The following is an 18,811-nucleotide window of genomic DNA, read 5'->3' on the forward strand; positions in this document are numbered from 1 at the left end:
GTAGCCCTTACAACTTCGCCTTGACTATCTAACTCATTGAATCTCAAGGAGTTTGTCGTTCCGGCGTCGCTGGAAGTGGGGCGCATTATAAGGGGATTCAGAAGGGGGTCAAGGGTTAATTTCATTTATTTGAAATATTCCAGGCGAAGACCTTATCAAGGCCGCCAGGTGTTCGCCACGACACCTTCTGCGCCTATGAGATCGAGCGCCGCCCGCGCGGCGCATCGCCGGCAAGCCGGCTCCCACATCTGTTTCGGGCCAGTTACTCCTGCCTCCTCCGCACTCGCACCCTGGGCGCATGGCTGGAAATCGCAGAAAAGCACAGGCGACACCTTCAATATCGAAGGGAACAAACAAGGCGGGCAGCGGTGAAATCACAGGAGAGACTGGCCCGAAACAGATGTGGGAGCCGGCTTGCCGGCGATGCGCCGCGCGGGCGGCGCTCGATCTTGTAGGCGCCAGAGAACCCAAAGCGGACACCTCTTAAAGACAATGCCATCCCAAGACAGGCCCCAGCAGCCCAACCCCGCACTCAAACCGCCCTCCCCTGCCTCCGAGCAATCCGAGGAAGAGCCCGAGCAACAGCAGGAACCCTCAACACCATCAGCACAACCCCAATAACCGCATAAATCGCCCACTCCCGCAGATCCGAGCGCACGATCCACAAAAAATGCAGCAACCCCAACCCAAGCACCCCGTACACCAACCTGTGCAGCTTCTTCCAACGCGCCCCCAACCGCCGCTGGCTATACCGATTCGAGGTAACCGCCAACGCTAGCAACCCAAGAAACCCAAGCGCACCCACAATAATGTAGGGCCGCTTGCGCAACTCCACCGCCAACTGCCCCCAATCCAGCCCAAGGATAAAGAACAGATAAGCCAGGATGTGCAGCACGATATAGGCAAACACCCACAACCCCAGCTGCCGGCGCACCACGATCCAGCCCGACCACCCCGTCAGCTTCTGCAGCGGCGTCATGCTCAAGGTAACCAGCAGGAAGGTCAGCGCCCCGAGCCCAAGGCGATCCATCATGATCTTCCCGGGATCAGGCCCCAGCAGATTCATCGCCGCCTCATACAACCACCACACCGGGAACACGCTGCCGACGGCGAAGATGGCCAGACGCAACCAGGGGTAACGCATCAGTAGTTCTTCCGCAGATCGAGCCCGGTATACAGCGACGCCACTTCATCGGCATAGCCATTGAACATCTGGGTTTCCCGCACATTGGGGCTGAACAGCCCGCTGGGCAGCCGCCGTTCGCGGGCCTGGCTCCAACGGGGATGGTCGACCGTAGGGTTCACATTGGCATAGAACCCATATTCATCCGGCGCCAGCCCTTCCCAGGTGGTGCCCGGTTGCTCGGCCACCAGGCTGATACGCACGATCGACTTGATGCTCTTGAAGCCATACTTCCACGGCACCACCAGCCGCAACGGCGCGCCATTCTGGCTGGGCAGCTCCCGGCCATACATGCCGACCGCCAGGATCGCCAAAGGATGCATCGCCTCATCCAGACGCAAGCCTTCTCTATAAGGCCAGTCGATCAAGGCGAATCCCGAACGCTGCCCCGGCATGTGCTCCGGGTCTTTCAGGGTTTCGAAACGCACGTAGCGTGCCCTGGAAGTCGGCTCGACCTGCTCGAGCACCTGCGCCAACGGGAAGCCCAGCCACGGAATGACCATCGACCACGCCTCGACGCAACGCAGCCGGTAGATGCGCTCCTCAAGCTGATACGGCTTGACGAAATCTTCCAGTGCATAGCGCCCGGGCTTACCTACTTCGCCATCGACTACAACGCTCCACGGTTCGGTTTTCAGGCTGTCGCCATTGGCCGCCGGGTCGCCCTTGTCGGGCCCGAACTCGTAGAAGTTGTTGTAGTGAGAGGCATCCTTGAACGGCGTAATTGACTCTCCCTTGACCGTTACTGCCTGCCATCGGGTGGCCGCGAGCTTTTCACTGAACCAGCCAGGCGCCCTGCCCGCCTCGACATCGGCGTAGCGGCTGGCTTCATCTGCGCGCGACATGCTCGGCAAGGCACCCAAGGCCAGGCCGGACAACGAGCCACCCAGCAGGGTACGACGGGAAAGGTAGATGCCTTCGGGGGTGATCTCCGACGCCTTGCATTCGGAAGACCTGGGTAGCTTGATGAGCATGAGCGGCTCCACAGCACTGGATAACGGATGTACCAGTAAGACTATGGAGCCGGCGGGTTATTCCAGCATTAAATGATTGTCACGCTTTGCGACGACGCGCCTTCAGCAGGAACTGGATCGGCCCCGAAGCCGCATAGGCGAGGAAGATCAGCAGCAGGATACGCGGCGGGTCGCTGAACACCACGGCAAACACCAGCACCACGGCCAGGATCGCCACGAACGGAACACGGCCCTTGAGGTCCAGCTCCTTGAAGCTGTTGTACTTGATATTGCTGACCATCAGCATGCCCGCAGCTGCCACCAGCAGCGCCACCAGGAACGACAGCTTGGAGCCCTGGATGCCGTAGTCGCTGAATGCCCACACGGTACCCGCGACCACGCCCGCGGCAGCCGGGCTGGCAAGGCCGATGAAATAGCGCTTGTCGGCGGTGCCAACCTGGGTATTGAAACGTGCCAGGCGCAGTGCTGCACCGGCCACGTAGATGAAGGCGACCATCCAGCCGACCTTGCCCATGTCACCCAGCGCCCAGCCAAAGGCCAGCAAGGCCGGCGCCACACCGAAGGCGACCATGTCCGACAGCGAGTCGTACTCGGCACCAAAGGCGCTCTGGGTGTTGGTCATGCGCGCGACACGGCCATCGAGGCCGTCGAGCACCATGGCCACGAAGATGGCGATGGCAGCGAAGGCAAAGTACTTGCTCGCCTCGCGCGGGTCACCGGCACTCAGGGCGCTCTGCGCGCTCATCGAGCTGATGATGGAATAGAAACCGGCAAACAGGTTGGCGGTGGTAAACAGGTTGGGCAGCAGGTAGATGCCACGGTGGCGCACCTTGCGCCCTTCGGCGTCATGCCCTTCTTCAACGTGCTCATCGACAGGTAGCAGGCTTTCGGCGTCGGAGGGCTTGTTCGGCTCTTCGGGACGTTCGCTCATGGAGGGTACCTTGCAACAGGATGGAAAATGTTCGACACGGGCCTGCGAAACACGTTCTGACGGCAGGCCACTGGTCTGCTTTATACCAGAAGCTGACTGTCAGAACGAAAAAACGCGGCCGAAGCCGCGTTTTTCATCTTTCGACCAGACTTAGTTCTTGGTCTTGTCGACGATTTTGTTAGCCGAGATCCACGGCATCATCGAGCGCAGTTGCTCGCCGATGATTTCGATGCCGTGAGCGGCGTTGTTGCGGCGCTTGGCGGTCATCGATGGGTAGTTGGTAGCACCTTCGGAGATGAACATCTTCGCGTACTCGCCGTCCTGGATGCGCTTCAGGGCGTTGCGCATGGCCTTGCGGGATTCTTCGTTGATGACTTCTGGACCGGTTACGTACTCACCGTACTCGGCGTTGTTGGAGATCGAGTAGTTCATGTTGGCGATGCCGCCTTCGTACATGAGGTCAACGATCAGCTTCAGCTCGTGCAGGCACTCGAAGTAGGCCATTTCCGGCGCGTAGCCCGCTTCGACCAGAGTTTCGAAACCGGCCTTGACCAGCTCGACGGTACCGCCGCACAGAACGGCCTGCTCACCGAACAGGTCGGTTTCAGTTTCGTCCTTGAAGGTGGTTTCGATGATGCCGGTACGGCCGCCGCCTACGCCCGAAGCGTACGACAGTGCAACGTTCTTGGCATTGCCCGAAGCGTCCTGGTAGATGGCGATCAGGTCAGGGATACCGCCGCCCTTGACGAACTCGGAACGCACAGTGTGGCCCGGGGCTTTCGGCGCGATCATGATCACGTCGAGGTCGGCACGCGGAACAACCTGGTTGTAGTGGATCGCGAAACCGTGGGAGAAGGCCAGGGTAGCGCCCTTCTTGATGTTCGGCTCGATTTCCTGCTTGTACAGCTGGCCCTGGAACTCGTCCGGAGTCAGGATCATGACCAGGTCGGCAGCAGCGACGGCAGAGGCAACGTCGGTCACTTTCAGGCCGTGGGCTTCTGCCTTGGCGACGGTGGCCGAACCTTTACGCAGACCGATGGTGACATCTACACCGGAGTCCTTCAGGTTGCACGCCTGAGCGTGGCCCTGGGAACCGTAACCGATGATGGCGACTTTCTTACCCTGGATGATGGAAAGGTCGCAGTCTTTATCGTAGAAAACTTTCATGAAAATACCCCTGGTTATATCTCGGCCCCTGCGGAGCCATCGCTAATTTTTGAATTTAGATGCTGAGCACTTTGTCGCCACGGGCAATGCCGGTAACGCCGCTGCGCACGGTTTCGAGAATCGATGCAGTGCCGATCGCCTGGATGAAGCTGTCCAGTTTGTCGCTGGTGCCGCTCAGCTGTACGGTGTACACGCTGGCGGTCACATCGACGATCTGGCCGCGGAAGATATCCGTGGTGCGCTTGATCTCGGCGCGCTGGGCACCGGTGGCCTTGACCTTGACCAGCATCAGTTCACGCTCGATGTGAGCGCTTTCCGACAGGTCGACGAGCTTGACCACTTCGACCAGCTTGTTCAGGTTCTTGGTGATCTGTTCGATCACTTCGTCATGGCCAACGGTGGTCAGCGTCAGACGCGACAGGGTCGGGTCTTCGGTCGGCGCCACGGTCAGGCTTTCAATGTTGTAGTTACGCTGGGAGAACAGGCCGACCACACGGGACAGAGCACCGGGTTCGTTTTCCAGCAGCAGGGAAATGATGTGCCGCATATCAGGTACGCTCCGTCTTGCTCAGCCACATGTCACGCATCGAGCCATCCTTGATCTGCATCGGATAGACGTGCTCGCTGCGGTCAACCGCGATGTCGATGAACACCAGACGGTCCTTCATCGCAAACGCTTCTTCCAGCTTCGGCTTGAGGTCCTTCAGGCTGGTGATGCGGATACCCACATGGCCATAGGCCTCGGCCAGCTTGATGAAGTCAGGCAACGACTCGACGTACGAGTGCGAGTGACGACCGTTGTAGGCCATGTCCTGCCACTGGCGAACCATGCCCAGCACACCGTTGTTCAGGTTGACGATCTTCACCGGCAGGCCGTACTGCATGCAGGTGGACAGCTCCTGGATGTTCATCTGGATGCTGCCTTCGCCAGTCACACAGGCCACGTCCTGGTCCGGGAAGTTGAGCTTGACGCCCATCGCCGCCGGGAAGCCGAAGCCCATGGTGCCCAGGCCACCGGAGTTGATCCAGCGGTTCGGCTTGTTGAAGCGGTAGTACTGCGCAGCGAACATCTGGTGCTGACCCACGTCGGAGGTGACGAAGGCATCGCCATTGGTCACTTCGCACAGGGTCTCGATGACTTTCTGCGGCTTGATGACATTGCCGTCGCCCTTGTCGTAGGGGAACAGCTCGCCATCGCCACGCCATTCGTCGATCTGCTTCCACCAGGCATCCAGCGCCGCCTCGTCAGGCTGCTCGCCGATTTCCTTGAGGATGCCGAGCATTTCGCTGAGCACGCTGTCGACCGGCCCGACGATTGGCACGTCAGCCTTGATCATCTTGGAGATCGACGCCGGGTCGATGTCGATGTGGATGATCTTGGCGTTCGGGCAGAACTTGGCTGGGCCGTTGACCACACGGTCGTCAAAGCGGGCACCGACGGCGAAGATGACGTCGGCATGGTGCATGGCCATGTTGGCAGTGAAGCTGCCGTGCATGCCCAGCATGCCGAGGAACTGACGGTCGGTCCCCGGGAAGCCACCCAGACCCATCAGGGTATTGGTGACTGGCAGGTTCAGCGACTTGGCGATTTCAGTCAGGGCTTCGGAGCCACCGCCGAGGATCACGCCGCCACCGGAGTAGACGATCGGGCGCTTGGCCGCCAGCAGCATCTCGGCCGCCTTGCGGATCTGGCCGGAGTGGCCGCGTACTGCCGGGCTGTAGGAGCGCAGCTTGACCTTTTTCGGGTAGACGTATTCGAACTTCTCGGCCGGGTTGGTCATATCTTTTGGAATGTCGACCACGACCGGACCTGGGCGACCGGATTGCGCCAGGTAGAATGCTTTTTTCAGAACTTCGGGGATTTCGCTGGCGTGTTTGATCATGAAGCTGTGCTTCACGATCGGCCGCGAAATACCGATCATGTCGGTTTCCTGGAAGGCATCGGTGCCCACCATGGTGCTGGGCACCTGGCCGGACAGGATGACCATCGGAATCGAATCCATGTAGGCAGTGGCAATACCGGTAATGGCATTGGTCGCGCCTGGGCCGGAGGTTACCAGCACCACGCCGGCCTTGCCGGTGGCGCGGGCGTAGCCGTCCGCCATATGGGTAGCCGCCTGCTCATGACGAACCAGGATGTGCTCGACTTCCGGTTCCTTGAACAGCGCGTCGTAAACATGCAGGAGAGCACCACCAGGGTACCCGTAGATGTGCTTAACGCCTTCGTCACGCAAGAAGCGGACGACCATCTCAGCGCCAGATAAAAGCTCCACGTTGTTCACCTCTAAAACGCCAGAATACCGCCCTCACTGGACGGGTCTTAATAGGTTTACTGCCAAGCAGAGCATGAGCGAACGTCAGCACTGACTGAGCAAGTATTGGGAGCGCCCCTGAGTGTTGCGGGGTTATCCCACCCAGCGCGAGGTAACGCGTTGCGGGGTGTAACAGGTCGGCGCGGGTGTGCGCCTCATGATCTGCTTAGCGGGTCTGCTTCTGGCAGTCCCTCTACAGCGGAGATTGGATTCTTCTGATTCGGCGCCAACAAGTCAAGAAAAATTATTGCCAATTTTTCCCGAAGATGAATTCCTGCCACCACTAAAAATCGCTTCAGCAGCAGAATTAATAAGATTTCCATAAAAAAGGGCCACAATCTGCGGCCCTCAAGGGAAAAACTGAAGAAATCAGGCGGAAGGAGCAATCAATTGGTCAAATGCTGCCAACAGGCGGCGTAGCTCACGACTTTGCTCCGGCCGGTCGGTAAACACGGTTTCGGCCATGACCAGAATGCCGGAAGCATTGGGCAGCGGGTGGCCCAGCTCGATGATGATCTTCATGCGCGGCAGAAAGATCCATTGCAGCCACTGCTCGAAACTGAGGGTATCGACCGCGAAAGGCACCGTGCTGGCCAGTGCCTCATCGCTTGGTGGCTCGTCATCCCACCAGCCTTGCACCTGCAGTTCACGCTCAATCAGCATCAGGTGGTCGGCAATATCCAGAATGCGCTGCTCGATCATCACGAATTGACCCGGGCCTTTTGCCGGGCCAGTGCGGCGCCTGCGCTGTCACCTTGCTTCTCGCGGGCCTGGGCGATGGTGTTCCACAGCTCGGCCTGCAGGCTCGGGCGGCCGTTAGCGTAAGTCAGGGCGCGACGCGCCAGCTGCTCGGCCTGCGGCGCATCACCTTGCGACAGGCGCACCTGGGCCAGGCGGTACAGCACCTGCGGCTCGCGCGGGGCGATGCGCTGGGCACGCTCCAGGCTCGACGCGGCACCGTTGAAGTCGCCACTGCCCTGCTGCGTTTTCGCGGTGGTCAGTAGCGCCAGCACCGGGCCGTCCAGTTGCTCATCGGCCGACAGGCCACCTGCAGCAGCGCTGCTACGCGGGATACCGGTTGGCGCGCTGGTGCTTTGCGAGGCGCTGTTCATCGCCGCAATATCGAAGGGTTCGTCGGCGATCGGGTTAGGGTTGGTGGTCATCGGCGCCGAACTGACTGGCCCTGTGCTGATCGGCCCTGGGGTAATCGGCGAGGTGCTGATCGGCGCCGCACCATTGGCCGCCGGGAACGTCTGGATGCCCGAAGCGCCAGCGCCCTGCGGGATCAACACGGTGACGCCGGAGTCCTCAGGCAGCGTTTGCGCCTGCGCGGTGCCCGCGTTATAGCCTACCGCAGAGCGGTTGGCCGTCACGCGTTCGCTGTTGGACACGCGGGTGCTCGAGTCGACCACCGGAATATTGCCGCGCGGGACGCTGGCGCACCCCTGGAGCACTGCCAGCGCCGTCACGGCAGGAAACAGCCACTTGTTCACGTCACACCTCATCAATGCAGCCTGTGCTTAATTCATCCAGCCCTTGACCCAGTCCATGACCGATTCAACTGGATCCTGCTCGCCGCCACAGGTCGCGCCGGCGGGCGGTTCACTGCCGCGAATATACGGCATCTGCACCGCTCCCGGACAGCTGCCATCAGACCCATGGCCACTGTACGGGTCGATCCAGGCCTGCACCACGTTGTCCGGTTGTGGCATGTCCAGTGGTAGCGGGTCGGCTTTGTTCATAAAGCTGGTCCACACCTGCAGGGCCCCGGTGGCGCCGGTAAATGGCGTTTTGCCGTTATCGTCACGGCCCATCCACACCACAGCCAGCAGGTCCTGGCTGAACCCGGAGAACCAGCTGTCGCGCGAATCGTTACTGGTACCGGTCTTGCCCGCCAGGGTAAGGTTGCGCGGCAAGGTGTTGTATACCGAGCGGCCGGTGCCCTCGCGCATCACCCGCTGCATGGCGTTCTGCACCAGGTAGATGGCCCCCGGATCGAAGGTTTGCTGGATCTGGAACGGGTAGCGCTTGAGCGGCTCGCCCTCAGCGGTGAGCACGCTGCGGATACCGCGCATCGGGGTGTTGAAGCCGCCATTGGCGATGGTCTGGTACATGGTCGCGACCTGCATCGGCGACATGCCGCCGGCCCCCAGCAGCATGGCCGGGAACGCCGGCCAGTCAACATTCACGCCCAGCCGGCCGATGGTCTTGATCACGTTGGGCACACCCACTTCCAGGCCGATCTTGGCAGTCGACAGGTTGTAGGAGTTGGCCAGGCCTTGGTACAGGTAGATGGTGCCATGCGGGCGGCGGTCATAGTTTTGCGGGCGCCAGACCTGGCCATCAGCCCCTTTGACCGAGAACGGCTCGTCCTGCACCCAGCTGGTCAGGGTGTACTTGCTCGGTTGCTCCAGCGCAGTCAGGTATACCGCCGGCTTGACCAGCGAACCGATCGGCCGCACGGCATCGATGGCGCGGTTGAAGCCGGCGAAGCCGGCCTGGCGGCTGCCGATCAGCGCCTGCACTTCACCGGTTTCCGGGTTGGTCACGACCATCGCCGACTCCACCTCGTCAGCCCCCTTGCGACCCGCCAGGCGCTTGAAGGTCTCGCTCATCGAGGTCTCGGCCTTCATCTGCAGGATCGGGTCGAAGCTGGTGAAGATGCGCAGGCCTTCTTCGGTCAAGTCTTCGTCGCGGTAGTCCTGGCGCAGCTGACGCTTGACCAGGTCGAGGAACGCCGGGAACGAGCTGTCGGCGAGGCTGCCACGCTTGGTCACGCCCAGCGGCATTTTCTTCGCGGCATCGACTTCTGCCTGGCTGGCCACGCCCTGCTCGGCCACCAGGTCGAGCACCAGGTTGCGACGGGCCAGGGCGCGATCGGGGTAGCGCCGCGGGTTGTAGTAGGACGGCCCCTTGACCATCCCCACCAGCAAGGCGATCTGGTGCAGTTTCAGCTCCGACAGCGGTTGGCTGAAGAAGAACTGGCTGGCAAGACCGAAGCCGTGCACCGCACGCTGGCCATCCTGACCAACGAACACCTCGTTGAGGTAGGCCTCGAGGATCTCACGCTTGTCGTAGTGCAGCTCCAGCAGCACGGCCATCATCGCCTCGGTCAGCTTGCGGCTGAGGCTGCGCTCGCTGGTGAGATAGAAATTCTTCACCAGCTGCTGGGTCAGGGTACTGCCACCCTGGCGCATGGAACCTGCCGAGGTGTTGACCCACATCGCCCGGGCGATGGACTTGGGTGACACCCCGAAGTGGCTGTAGAAATCGCGGTCTTCCGTCGCCACCAGAGTTTCGAGCAGGTACGGCGGCACCTGGTCGATCTTGATCAGAATGCGGTCTTCGAGGTTTTTCGGGTAGATGCCGCCGATCATCAGCGGCTCCAGGCGCACTACGTCCAGCGTTTTGCCGTTGGCACCGGAAAGGCCCGCCACGTAATCGCCGGAGAAGCGCACGCGCACGAACTGCGCGGGCTCCATGCCCTCGTAGAACTGGAAGCCACGGGTATTGAGCTCGACAGTATTGCCGTTGACTGCCGCCGCGCCCGGGCCGTTGGCCGCGCTTTCACGCCGGTAGCCGAGCGCGTCCAGCTCGGTAAGAAAGTCGTTCTTGCTCAGCTTCTGGCCGCTGAACAGCTCCAGCGGCCGGGCATACACCTTGGCCGGGATGGTCCAGCGCTTGCCGGAGAACTTCTCCTGGACGACGGCATCGAGGTAAACCGCGAAGCCGGCGACGATCACCAGGCCGACCAGGCTGAGCTTCAAAGCCCAGCCCAGCCAGGCGCGGGAGCGGCCGGTCGGGCGTTTCTGAGGGGTACGGGGATTTCGGGTTCGGGTCATGGCGGCGGATTATACGCACTTTATAAAGGCTGGGCAGGCGCCCCAGGCGGTAGGCAGGGACGGCACCATTGACCATAATGGCGCATTCGAATTCCCTGCCCCCGGAAGGATTTCCCGTGAGCCAAGCCCTTATCACTGCGTTGCAGAACCCAGCCCTGTACCCTCACCCCGTGGATGGGTTCCAGCTCATCGAGACGCATATCTCCTGGGTCCTGCTCACCGGCGAGTATGCCTACAAGATCAAGAAACCGATGAACTTCGGTTTCCTCGACTTCACCGGCCTGGACCAGCGCCAGCATTTCTGTAACGAAGAATTGCGCCTGAACCAGCGCCTGACCGACGGCCTGTACCTGGAAGTGTTGCCGATCACCGGCAGCGTCGACGCACCGCAGATCGCGGGTGAAGGCCCAGCCATCGAATACGCGCTGAAGATGCGCCAGTTCCCCCAGGGGCAGATGCTCAACACCCTGCAGGCCAACGGCGAACTGAACGCCGCGCACATCGACCAGATGGCCCGGCAGATCGCCGAGTTCCACCTGCAGGCCCCGCGTGTACCGGTGGAGCACCCACTGGGCACACCGGAAAGCGTGATGGCACCAGTGGAGCAGAACTTCGAGCAGATTCGTCCGTTCCTCAGCGACAAGGCCGACCTGCAGCAACTCGACGCCCTGCAGGCCTGGGCACGCAGCAGCTTCGAGCGCCTGCATGGCCTGCTGGAAAAGCGCAAGGCCAGTGGTTTCATCCGTGAATGCCACGGTGATATCCACCTGGGCAACGCCACCCTGATCGACGGCAAGGTGGTAATCTTCGACTGCATCGAGTTCAACGAACCGTTCCGCCTGACCGACGTGTATGCCGATACCGCCTTCCTGGCCATGGACCTGGAAGACCGCGGCCTGAAATGCCTGGCCCGGCGCTTCATCAGCCAGTACCTGGAACTGACCGGCGACTACGAAGGCCTGGAACTGCTCAACTTCTACAAAGCCTATCGCGCGCTGGTGCGGGCCAAGGTGGCATTGTTCAGCATGCCAGCCGATGCCGATGGCGTGCAGCGCGCCACCACCCTGCGCACCTATCGCAACTATGCCAACCTGGCAGAAAGCTACAGCGCCATTCCGTCGCGCCTGCTGGCCATCACCCACGGTGTTTCGGCCGTGGGCAAAAGCCACGTGGCCATGCGCATGGTCGAGGCCCTGGGTGCCGTCCGCGTGCGTTCGGACGTGGAGCGCAAACGCCTGTTCGGCGAACAGCAGCAGGCTAGCGCCGGCCAGTTGAGTACCGGCATCTATGACCAGGATGCCAGTGCCGCGACGTACCAGCGCCTGCACGAGGTGGCGGCGACCGTGCTGCGCGCCGGCTTCCCGGTGGTGCTGGATGCCACCTACCTCAAACGTGAGCAGCGCCAGGCCGCGGCAGACATCGCCAGCCAGACCGGGGTGCCGTTCCTGATCCTCGACTGCCATGCGCCGGATGCGGTCATCGCCAGCTGGCTGGAGCAGCGCCAGGCAGAAAACACCGACCCGTCGGATGCCACCCTGGAAGTGGTCAAGGCCCAGCAGGCCAGCCGTGAGCCGCTGGATACAGAGGAACTGGTGCAGAGCACCCGCGTCGATACCCAGAGTGCCGGTAGCATGGACCAGGTGATCGAGCAGATCCGCCAGCGCTTGCCTGGGCTGTAAGGTCAGCGTTTTCCTGGGCCGGCCTATTCGCGGGTGAACCCGCTCCCACAGGTACTGCGTCAGTCGTGAGGCTTGCAGACAACCTTGTGGGAGCGGGTTTACCCGCGAAGAGGCCGACAAGGGACATCTCGTCGCCCCCCATGGCAAAAGGCCGCGCATTTCCCAACCCCCGCTACACTCCTCTCTGACCTGCTCGCGATTTATCCCCCAATCCCCGTTCAGCCATCGCAAGGAGGCTCGATGAACGATGAATTGCAGCATCTGAAGAACCTTGGCAAGACCTCTGCGCAGTGGCTGCATGCAGCCGGCATCCACAGCGCATCGGATCTGCGCCGCCTGGGCGCGGTGGGTGCGTACCAGGCGGTGAAGACGCGAGGGTTCCGCGCATCTAAGGTGCTGTTGTATGCCATTGAAGGCGCCCTGCTGGACATGCACTGGAACGATTTGCCGCTCGAGCGCAAAGAAGCGCTCAACCAACAACTGGATGCGAAAAGCCCTGCGCAAAAAAAATAGAAATAGTCACGGGAAAGGGATTGACTCCGTAATGAGAATCGTTATGATTACCACAACTGGTCGCGAGACTGGTTGGATAAGCTAAGAGCCCCTGGTTCGGACTCTCAGATTATCTCCTCATCAGGCTAATCACGGTTATTGACCCGGCAATCTGCCGGGTCTTTTTTTCTTTCGCCGCCCGGTCATCGCAGTTGCGCGCAATAGTCCTGCTCTGGCATCGCTGCCGTGTACCAGACATAGTCAGCCTCGCCCACCTTGATCTGCTCACCCACCTCGGCCAGCAGCAATACCTTGCTCTCCCCCCCTGCCCGCAGATCAGCAAGGTGCAATGGCACACCCAGGTCCTTGCGCACGTGATAAGCCCCGGCCAGCAGTAGTGCCGGCTGCGGCGCCGCCAGCAAGCGCTCGGCCATGCGCCGGTCGCGCCGCTGTTGCACGGCCAGCATCGCCGGCAACTGGCTTTCCGGCAGCATCCCGCAATGCCCGGCACGCACCTGCTCCAGCAAGGCGGCCTTGACCGCCGGCGCATTGGACCGGTCGCCTGGCAACGAAGCCGGCTGGCGATAGGCCTGGCGCATCTCGTCGGGTGAGAGGTTGGCGGCCAGCAAAGGCACCCGCTGCCGCAAGGCCTCAGCCACGATGGGCCCGTACAACTGCCAATCCCAGCCTTCCTGCCAGGCCAGGGCTTTGGGCAGGTCTGTCGGCAAAGGTTGCCCCGCAAGCTTGTCCAGCAGCGGCTGCTGCTCGGGCTGCAGCATTTCCAACAGCAGGCTGCCCTGTTCACGTTGGCCTTGCAGGGCGCGCAGCAGCCACAGCTGCAGTGCGTGATGGTCGGGGTTGTCGTGTTTCTCGCCGACCAGCACCCGGCGGGCGGCAGACAGGTGCTGCACCAGTTGCTCAGGGCTGATCAGCTGACCATTGGCAAGATCGACGATCTGCCCCAGCTCGGCATGGCTGCGCCCCTCACTGCTCTGCCAGGCGGGCAGCGGCGGCAGGCTGGCCTGGCAGCCACCCAGTACCAGCATCAGGCACAGCGAGAAGGCGGACAGCAGCGGATGACGCATGGGCAGTACCTCCATTCATGGCCTGCACAGGCCGCTCCTACAAAGATCGCGCCAGCGTCAGCGGGTGATGATCAGCGGATGCCCGCGCTCCGGGTGCGCCTGTACCAGTACGTCGATCCCGTATACCGCCTTCAACGCCGCCGGCGTCAGCGCTGCTTCGGGTGCTGCAAAGGCATGGCAGCGCCCCTGTTCCAGCAGCAGGATACGGTCACAGTAGCGCGCCGCCAGGTTCAGGTCATGCAGGATCACCAACACTGCGGCGCCACGCTCGGCAAAACGGCGCACGGCCTCCAGGGTGGTGTGCTGGTGCAACGGGTCGAGCATCGAGGTTGGCTCGTCGAGCAGCAGCGTGGTACCCGCTTCGCCCGGCCACAGCTGCGCCAGCACCCGAGCCAGGTGCACCCGTTGCCGCTCGCCGCCAGACAACGCCAGGTAACTGCGCGCCACCAGGTGCCAGGCATCCGCCGCCCGCAAGGCCGCTTCGACGATCTCCGCATCGCGCCGCTGCCCAGTGCCGTGGGGCATGCGCCCCATGCTCACCACCTCCTCGACCCGGAACGGGAACCCCAGGCTGGACACCTGCGGCAGCACCGCCAGGCGCCTGGCCCGTTCCTGCCCGGCCCAGTCGGCCAGTGCCCGACCCTGCAGCGTCACCCGCCCCCGATCAGGCGCCAGCTCACCACACAACACACCCAGCAGGCTGCTCTTGCCGGCACCGTTGGGGCCGAGCACGCCTACCACCTGCCCCGGGCTCAGTTGCAGATGAATGTCATGCAGCACTTCGTTGCTGCCCCGCTGCAAGTACAGGCCCTCTGCTTGCAACATCAGCTGCGTCCTCGTATCAGCAGGAACAGGAAGAACGGTGCACCGATAAAGGCCGTGACGATGCCAATCGGCAGCTCGGCAGGCGCCAGCAGCAGCCGCGCCGCCAAATCGGCGAACAGCATCAGCACGCCGCCGGCCAACAGCGAAGCGGGCAGCACCACACGGTGATCAGGCCCGGCCAACAGGCGCACCAGGTGCGGCACCACCAGGCCGATGAAGCCGATCAGCCCGGCTGCCGCGACCGCCGCTCCAACGCCCAGCGCCGTGCAGAACACCAGCTCGCGCTTGAGTCGCTCCACGTCAATGCCCAGGTGGCGGGCCTCCGACTCACCCAGCAGCATGGCATTCAAGGCCATAGCCCGACGTGGCAGCCATACTGCCACGCCCGCGGCCACCAGCAGCAACGGCCACAGCCGCTGGTAACTGGCACCATTGAGGCTGCCCAGGTTCCAGAAGGTCAGCGTGCGCAGGGTGGCGTCGTCGGCCAGGTAGGAGAACAGCCCCACGACGGCACCGCCCAGCGCGGTCATGGCCACACCGGCCAGCAGCATCGTGGCGACGTTGGTCTGGCCATCGCGCCGGCCCAGGCGATAAACCAGCGCAGTCACGCCCAGCCCGCCGAAGAAAGCACACAGCGACAACAGGTACGGGGCAAGCACCTCCGGCAAACCGCCCAGCCAACTGCCGCCAACGATGGCCACTGCCGCGCCCACCGCCGCCCCGGCCGCCACCCCTACCAGCCCGGGGTCGGCCAGCGGGTTACGGAACAGCCCCTGCATGGCCACACCGGACAATGCCAGCACCGCGCCCACCGCCAGCCCCAGCAAGGTGCGCGGCAGGCGGATCTGGCCGAGGATCATCTCGGCCTGCTGCAAACCATCAGCCGCAATGGGGAGCCCCAGCAGGCGCAGGCCGGCCCGCAGGGTATCGAACAGCGGCAGGCTGACGGGCCCCAGAGCCAATGACAACCACACCGCCAACAGGCACAACAGGCTCAGGCAAATGAACAGCGTGCGTGGCTGGACCCGCGGCTTCATTGGGCGAGGCTGGCCTTGGCCGCCGGGTAGAAGGTAGCTGCCAGCGAATGCAGGGTTGCCGGCAGGCGTGGCCCGAGCCCGCCGACCAGCAGTGTCGGGTCAAGCGATACCAGGCGCTGCTCGCGCACGGCGCGGGAGGCCGCCAGCGCGGGGTTTTCTTTCAGCAATGCCTGCAAGGCCTGCTCATCGGCCAGTGCCCGGTCGGAAAACACGATCACATCCGGATCCAGCGCCGCCAGTGCTTCGCTGGAGAAATTCTTGTAGCCCTGATGTGCCGCCAGGTTGCGCCCGCCTGCCTGGCTCAGCAGCCAATCACCGGCGGTGCCCTGCCCGGCGATCAGCGGCTTGGCCCCGGCATGCCCGACCAACAGCAACACCCTTGGCGCCTTTTGCCCGGCCTGGGCCTGCCTGACCTTGGCCTGCAAGGCATCAAGCTGCTGGTGGTAGCCCGACACCAACGTTGCAGCCTGCTGTTCTGCGCCCAGCAATTGCCCCAGATGCTTGAGGTTTTCATCCACCGCCGCCAACTCGGCCTTGCTGGAGAACAGCTCGACCCGCACGCCAGCCTTGCGGATCTGTGCCAGTACCGGTGGCGGGCCCATTTCCTCGGTGCCCACCAGCACATCCGGGCGCAGGCTGAGAACGCCTTCCGCCGACAGCTGCCGCTGGTAGCCGACGCTGGGCAGTGACTTCAGTGATGACGGGTGCTGGCTGGTAGTGTCCACCCCCACCAGTCGCGCTTCACCGCCCAACGCGCTGATCCATTCGCTCAGTGCGCCACCCGCGCTGACCCAACGCTGCGGCGTTTCGGCCGCCAAGGCCTGGCTGGAGAACACAAGGCTTGCGCACAGGGCAAGCAAGGCGACAGGACGGCGCATCATCGGGTTCCTTCTGCTGGCGGGCCGCGCGCCTTGTGGCGGGCGACGGAACTGCGCACCATAAGCAGCCGGGCGCAGCGAATGCGGGCAATTTGATAATTATTCGCATTGAAGCGTCAAGCCACCACGTGTTTAACGAGTCGTCCTTGCCATGCACTTCCTTTGTACTTCCCGCGACCTGGCCGAAGGCCAAAGCCGCGCCTTCAGCGTAGACGGCATCGAACTGTTCGGCGTGCGCCGCCAGGGCCAGGTGTACCTCTACAGCAACCGTTGCCCGCACCGTGGCATCCCGCTGAACTGGGCGGAAGATGCGTTTCTCGATGACAGCGCCAGCCTGATCCACTGCGCCCATCATGGCGCGCTGTTCCTGATCGAAAGTGGCGAATGCGTGGCCGGGCCGTGCGAGGGCGAGCAACTGCAGGCCCTGGGCTGCCACGAAGACAGCCAGGGCATCTGGTTCAAGGGGTAAGCAGCACCGGCAGGCGGCGGTCGATGACGATGCCTTCGGCATCCAGGCGTGTGCCGTAGGCCAGCACCTCCACCCCCTCCGCCACCGCCGCGCGCAGGGCCTGGGCATAGACCGCATCGATCTCCTCGGCCGGGCGCACCGCGTCGATACCGGTCAGGTTCACGCAATACAACTGCACCGCCCGCACGCCTTGCCTGGCCAGCTTCGCCAATTCGCGCAGGTGCTTGGCACCGCGCTGGGTCACCGCATCAGGGAAGGCCGCGACCGTGCTGTCGGGGTAGCCCAGCGTCACGCTCTTGACCTCGACATAGGCCGGGGCAGCACCGAACTCCAGGCGAAAGTCGATGCGGCTGCCTTCCTCGCCGTAGGCCACTTCCCGCCTTAGCGCGCTGAAGCCGGCAAGTTCGGCGATGATACCGGCACGCAGGGCCTCTTCGACCAGTGTATTGGCCCGCCCGGTATTCACGCAGGCCAGCCGCCCTTGCGGGGTTTCGCTGATTTCCCAGGTGCCCGGAAGCTTGCGCTTGGGGTCGCTGGAGCGGCTGAACCACACCTGCCCGCCTTCACGCATGCAGTTGAGCATGGAGCCGGTGTTCGGGCAGTGAATGGTTAGTTGTTCGCCGCCAGGCAGCTCGATATCCGCCAGAAAGCGTTTGTAGCGGCGCAGCAGGCGGCCCTGTTCAAGTGCGGGAAAGAACTGCATCAGCCTTGCCAGCTCCGCAGGCCGCGGGCAATGCGCTGCACCGCTTCTTCCAGGCGCGGCAGGCTCTGGGTGTAGGCAAAGCGCACATGGTGCCCGGCCAGATGGCGGCCGAAGTCCAGGCCCGGGGTGAAAGCCAGGTATTCGGTCTCCAGGAAGTGTCGGCAGAAGGCGAAGGCGTCACCGCCAAAGGCACTGATGTCGGCATACAGGTAGAACGCCCCCTGCGGTTCGACGGCAATGCGGAAGCCCAGTTCGCGCAGGGCGGGCAACAGGTAGTCGCGGCGGCGGGCGAACTCGGCGCGGCGCTCCTCGAAAATGGCCAGGGTCTCGGGTTGGAAACACGCCAGCGCGGCATGCTGGGCCATGCTTGGCGCGCTGATGTACAGGTTCTGTGCCAGCTTCTCAAGGTCGGCCACCGCACCAGGTGGCGCCACCAACCAGCCAAGGCGCCAACCGGTCATGCCGAAATACTTGGAAAAACTATTCAGGACGAAGGCCGAGTCGTCCACTTCCAGCACGCTGGGTGCGTCCATGCCATACGTCAGCCCGTGGTAGATCTCGTCCACCACCAGGTGGCCATGCCGCTCGCGGGTGGCGCGGGACAGGCCGGCCAGCTCGTCACGCCCCAGCACGGTGCCAGTCGGGTTGGCTGGCGAGGCGACCAGGGCACCGACCGTGTCCTTGTCCCAGTAGCGGTCGACAAGGTCGGCGGTCAGCTGGTAATTCACCTCCGGGCCCACCGGCACCAGCTGCGCCCCGCCCTCGACCAGGCGCAGGAAGTGGCGGTTGCACGGGTAGCCCGGGTCGGCCAGCAGCCAGTGCTTGCCAGGGTCGACCAGCAGGCTGCTGGCCAGCAGCAGCGCACCGGAGCCACCCGGGGTGATGAGAATGCGCTCTGGGTCGACACTCAGGCCGTAACGCTGGCCGTAGAAACCGGCAATGGCTTCGCGCAACGCCGGCAGGCCGCGTGCAGCGGTGTAGCGGGTATGCCCGGCGGCCAGTGCCGCCTGGCCGGCAGCAACGATGGGCGCGGCCGTGGTGAAGTCCGGCTCGCCGATTTCCAGATGGATCACGTCGTGTCCGGCCGCCTGCAACTCGTTGGCCCGGGCCAGCAGCGCCATGACGTGGAAGGGTTCGATGGCGCGGCTGCGCGCACTGTAGGGGTGGGCCATGACCTTCTCTCAATTGGGTCTAAACTGGAGATTCTACCTCTGCACGCCACCGAACGTGCGGC

Annotated in this window: 18 protein-coding genes; 3 read left to right on the forward strand and 15 right to left on the reverse strand. The window is 63.1% G+C overall.

The features are described 5' to 3' along the window. Positions 1–532: 532 nt before the first annotated feature. The 9 genes from msrQ to mrcB all read right to left on the reverse strand — a co-directional run bounded on the left by msrQ (position 533) and on the right by mrcB (position 10,409). Positions 533–1,144 carry a protein-methionine-sulfoxide reductase heme-binding subunit MsrQ gene (msrQ, locus tag CAF70_RS20270; RefSeq protein WP_085625664.1) on the reverse strand — a complete coding sequence of 204 codons (612 nt, stop codon included), beginning with the start codon at positions 1,142–1,144 and terminating at the stop codon, positions 533–535. Beyond that, a complete protein-coding gene (msrP, locus tag CAF70_RS20275; protein WP_085625665.1) occupies positions 1,144–2,157 on the reverse strand; it encodes a protein-methionine-sulfoxide reductase catalytic subunit MsrP in 1,014 nt (337 codons plus the stop codon). The genes msrQ and msrP overlap by 1 nt, the downstream gene beginning before the upstream one ends. Before the next feature lie 79 nt (positions 2,158–2,236). Next, positions 2,237–3,088, reverse strand: a complete 852-nt coding sequence (gene pssA, locus CAF70_RS20280; protein ID WP_003250045.1) for a CDP-diacylglycerol--serine O-phosphatidyltransferase — start codon at positions 3,086–3,088, stop codon at positions 2,237–2,239. Positions 3,089–3,238: 150 nt separating this feature from the next. Beyond that, positions 3,239–4,255, reverse strand: a complete 1,017-nt coding sequence (gene ilvC, locus CAF70_RS20285; protein ID WP_054885606.1) for a ketol-acid reductoisomerase — start codon at positions 4,253–4,255, stop codon at positions 3,239–3,241. Between the two features lie 55 nt (positions 4,256–4,310). Beyond that, a complete protein-coding gene (gene ilvN / locus CAF70_RS20290; RefSeq protein ID WP_003250040.1) occupies positions 4,311–4,802 on the reverse strand; it encodes an acetolactate synthase small subunit in 492 nt (163 codons plus the stop codon). A 1-nt stretch (position 4,803) separates the two neighbouring features. Next, the gene (locus tag CAF70_RS20295) at positions 4,804–6,528 is read right to left on the reverse strand and encodes an acetolactate synthase 3 large subunit (protein WP_085625811.1); all 1,725 of its coding nucleotides are present in this window, start codon (positions 6,526–6,528) and stop codon (positions 4,804–4,806) included. Positions 6,529–6,936: 408 nt separating this feature from the next. Then, positions 6,937–7,269 carry a YqcC family protein gene (locus CAF70_RS20300; protein WP_085625666.1) on the reverse strand — a complete coding sequence of 111 codons (333 nt, stop codon included), beginning with the start codon at positions 7,267–7,269 and terminating at the stop codon, positions 6,937–6,939. After that, on the reverse strand, positions 7,269–8,072 hold the full coding sequence (locus CAF70_RS20305) for a M48 family metallopeptidase (protein WP_085625667.1): 804 nt from the start codon (positions 8,070–8,072) through the stop codon (positions 7,269–7,271). Before CAF70_RS20305 ends, CAF70_RS20300 begins: the two co-directional genes overlap by 1 nt. 15 nt (positions 8,073–8,087) lie before the next feature. Then, positions 8,088–10,409, reverse strand: a complete 2,322-nt coding sequence (mrcB, locus tag CAF70_RS20310) for a penicillin-binding protein 1B (protein ID WP_085625668.1) — start codon at positions 10,407–10,409, stop codon at positions 8,088–8,090. Positions 10,410–10,525: 116 nt separating this feature from the next. On the opposite strand from mrcB, the gene CAF70_RS20315 reads away from it, so the two are divergent. Then, entirely contained in the window at positions 10,526–12,088 is a 1,563-nt protein-coding gene (locus CAF70_RS20315; protein ID WP_085625669.1) for a bifunctional aminoglycoside phosphotransferase/ATP-binding protein, read from the forward strand. Between the two features lie 240 nt (positions 12,089–12,328). Further along, a complete protein-coding gene (locus tag CAF70_RS20320) occupies positions 12,329–12,601 on the forward strand; it encodes a TfoX/Sxy family protein (RefSeq protein ID WP_085625670.1) in 273 nt (90 codons plus the stop codon). A 182-nt stretch (positions 12,602–12,783) separates the two neighbouring features. On the opposite strand, the gene CAF70_RS20325 is transcribed toward CAF70_RS20320, so the two are convergent. The 4 genes from CAF70_RS20325 to CAF70_RS20340 are packed head-to-tail and all read right to left on the reverse strand — an operon-like array spanning position 12,784 to position 16,408. Next, positions 12,784–13,665, reverse strand: a complete 882-nt coding sequence (locus tag CAF70_RS20325; protein ID WP_085625812.1) for a ChaN family lipoprotein — start codon at positions 13,663–13,665, stop codon at positions 12,784–12,786. A gap of 57 nt (positions 13,666–13,722) precedes the next feature. Continuing rightward, positions 13,723–14,490, reverse strand: coding sequence for a heme ABC transporter ATP-binding protein (locus tag CAF70_RS20330; RefSeq protein WP_085625671.1), 768 nt, complete (start codon positions 14,488–14,490; stop codon positions 13,723–13,725). Next, positions 14,490–15,473 carry an iron ABC transporter permease gene (locus CAF70_RS20335; RefSeq protein WP_178076411.1) on the reverse strand — a complete coding sequence of 328 codons (984 nt, stop codon included), beginning with the start codon at positions 15,471–15,473 and terminating at the stop codon, positions 14,490–14,492. Before CAF70_RS20335 ends, CAF70_RS20330 begins: the two co-directional genes overlap by 1 nt. A 50-nt stretch (positions 15,474–15,523) precedes the next feature. Beyond that, the gene (locus CAF70_RS20340; RefSeq protein WP_085625673.1) at positions 15,524–16,408 is read right to left on the reverse strand and encodes a hemin ABC transporter substrate-binding protein; all 885 of its coding nucleotides are present in this window, start codon (positions 16,406–16,408) and stop codon (positions 15,524–15,526) included. Between the two features lie 148 nt (positions 16,409–16,556). Here CAF70_RS20340 and CAF70_RS20345 point away from each other — a divergent pair, with 148 nt between their 5' ends. Beyond that, the gene (locus tag CAF70_RS20345; protein WP_085625674.1) at positions 16,557–16,874 is read left to right on the forward strand and encodes a Rieske (2Fe-2S) protein; all 318 of its coding nucleotides are present in this window, start codon (positions 16,557–16,559) and stop codon (positions 16,872–16,874) included. On the opposite strand, the gene sfsA is transcribed toward CAF70_RS20345, so the two are convergent. After that, a complete protein-coding gene (gene sfsA, locus CAF70_RS20350) occupies positions 16,864–17,577 on the reverse strand; it encodes a DNA/RNA nuclease SfsA (RefSeq protein ID WP_085625675.1) in 714 nt (237 codons plus the stop codon). The genes CAF70_RS20345 and sfsA overlap by 11 nt on opposite strands. Continuing rightward, the gene (locus CAF70_RS20355; protein ID WP_085625676.1) at positions 17,577–18,749 is read right to left on the reverse strand and encodes a pyridoxal phosphate-dependent aminotransferase; all 1,173 of its coding nucleotides are present in this window, start codon (positions 18,747–18,749) and stop codon (positions 17,577–17,579) included. Before CAF70_RS20355 ends, sfsA begins: the two co-directional genes overlap by 1 nt. Positions 18,750–18,811: the final 62 nt, after the last annotated feature.

This window comes from Pseudomonas sp. B19(2017) (assembly GCF_002113165.1).
Classification (GTDB): Bacteria; Pseudomonadota; Gammaproteobacteria; order Pseudomonadales; family Pseudomonadaceae; genus Aquipseudomonas.

Excerpts from the sequence above, each read along its gene's own strand:
- msrQ (WP_085625664.1), bottom strand. The coding sequence starts at position 1,144 with ATGCGTTACCCCTGGTTGCGTCTGGCCATCTTCGCCGTCGGCAGCGTG.
- msrP (WP_085625665.1), bottom strand. The coding sequence starts at position 2,157 with ATGCTCATCAAGCTACCCAGGTCTTCCGAATGCAAGGCGTCGGAGATC.
- pssA (WP_003250045.1), bottom strand. The coding sequence starts at position 3,088 with ATGAGCGAACGTCCCGAAGAGCCGAACAAGCCCTCCGACGCCGAAAGC.
- ilvC (WP_054885606.1), bottom strand. The coding sequence starts at position 4,255 with ATGAAAGTTTTCTACGATAAAGACTGCGACCTTTCCATCATCCAGGGT.
- ilvN (WP_003250040.1), bottom strand. The coding sequence starts at position 4,802 with ATGCGGCACATCATTTCCCTGCTGCTGGAAAACGAACCCGGTGCTCTG.
- CAF70_RS20300 (WP_085625666.1), bottom strand. The coding sequence starts at position 7,269 with ATGATCGAGCAGCGCATTCTGGATATTGCCGACCACCTGATGCTGATT.
- CAF70_RS20305 (WP_085625667.1), bottom strand. The coding sequence starts at position 8,072 with ATGAGGTGTGACGTGAACAAGTGGCTGTTTCCTGCCGTGACGGCGCTG.
- mrcB (WP_085625668.1), bottom strand. The coding sequence starts at position 10,409 with ATGACCCGAACCCGAAATCCCCGTACCCCTCAGAAACGCCCGACCGGC.
- CAF70_RS20320 (WP_085625670.1), top strand. The coding sequence starts at position 12,329 with ATGAACGATGAATTGCAGCATCTGAAGAACCTTGGCAAGACCTCTGCG.
- CAF70_RS20325 (WP_085625812.1), bottom strand. The coding sequence starts at position 13,665 with ATGCGTCATCCGCTGCTGTCCGCCTTCTCGCTGTGCCTGATGCTGGTA.
- CAF70_RS20330 (WP_085625671.1), bottom strand. The coding sequence starts at position 14,490 with ATGTTGCAAGCAGAGGGCCTGTACTTGCAGCGGGGCAGCAACGAAGTG.
- CAF70_RS20340 (WP_085625673.1), bottom strand. The coding sequence starts at position 16,408 with ATGATGCGCCGTCCTGTCGCCTTGCTTGCCCTGTGCGCAAGCCTTGTG.
- CAF70_RS20345 (WP_085625674.1), top strand. The coding sequence starts at position 16,557 with ATGCACTTCCTTTGTACTTCCCGCGACCTGGCCGAAGGCCAAAGCCGC.
- sfsA (WP_085625675.1), bottom strand. The coding sequence starts at position 17,577 with ATGCAGTTCTTTCCCGCACTTGAACAGGGCCGCCTGCTGCGCCGCTAC.
- CAF70_RS20355 (WP_085625676.1), bottom strand. The coding sequence starts at position 18,749 with ATGGCCCACCCCTACAGTGCGCGCAGCCGCGCCATCGAACCCTTCCAC.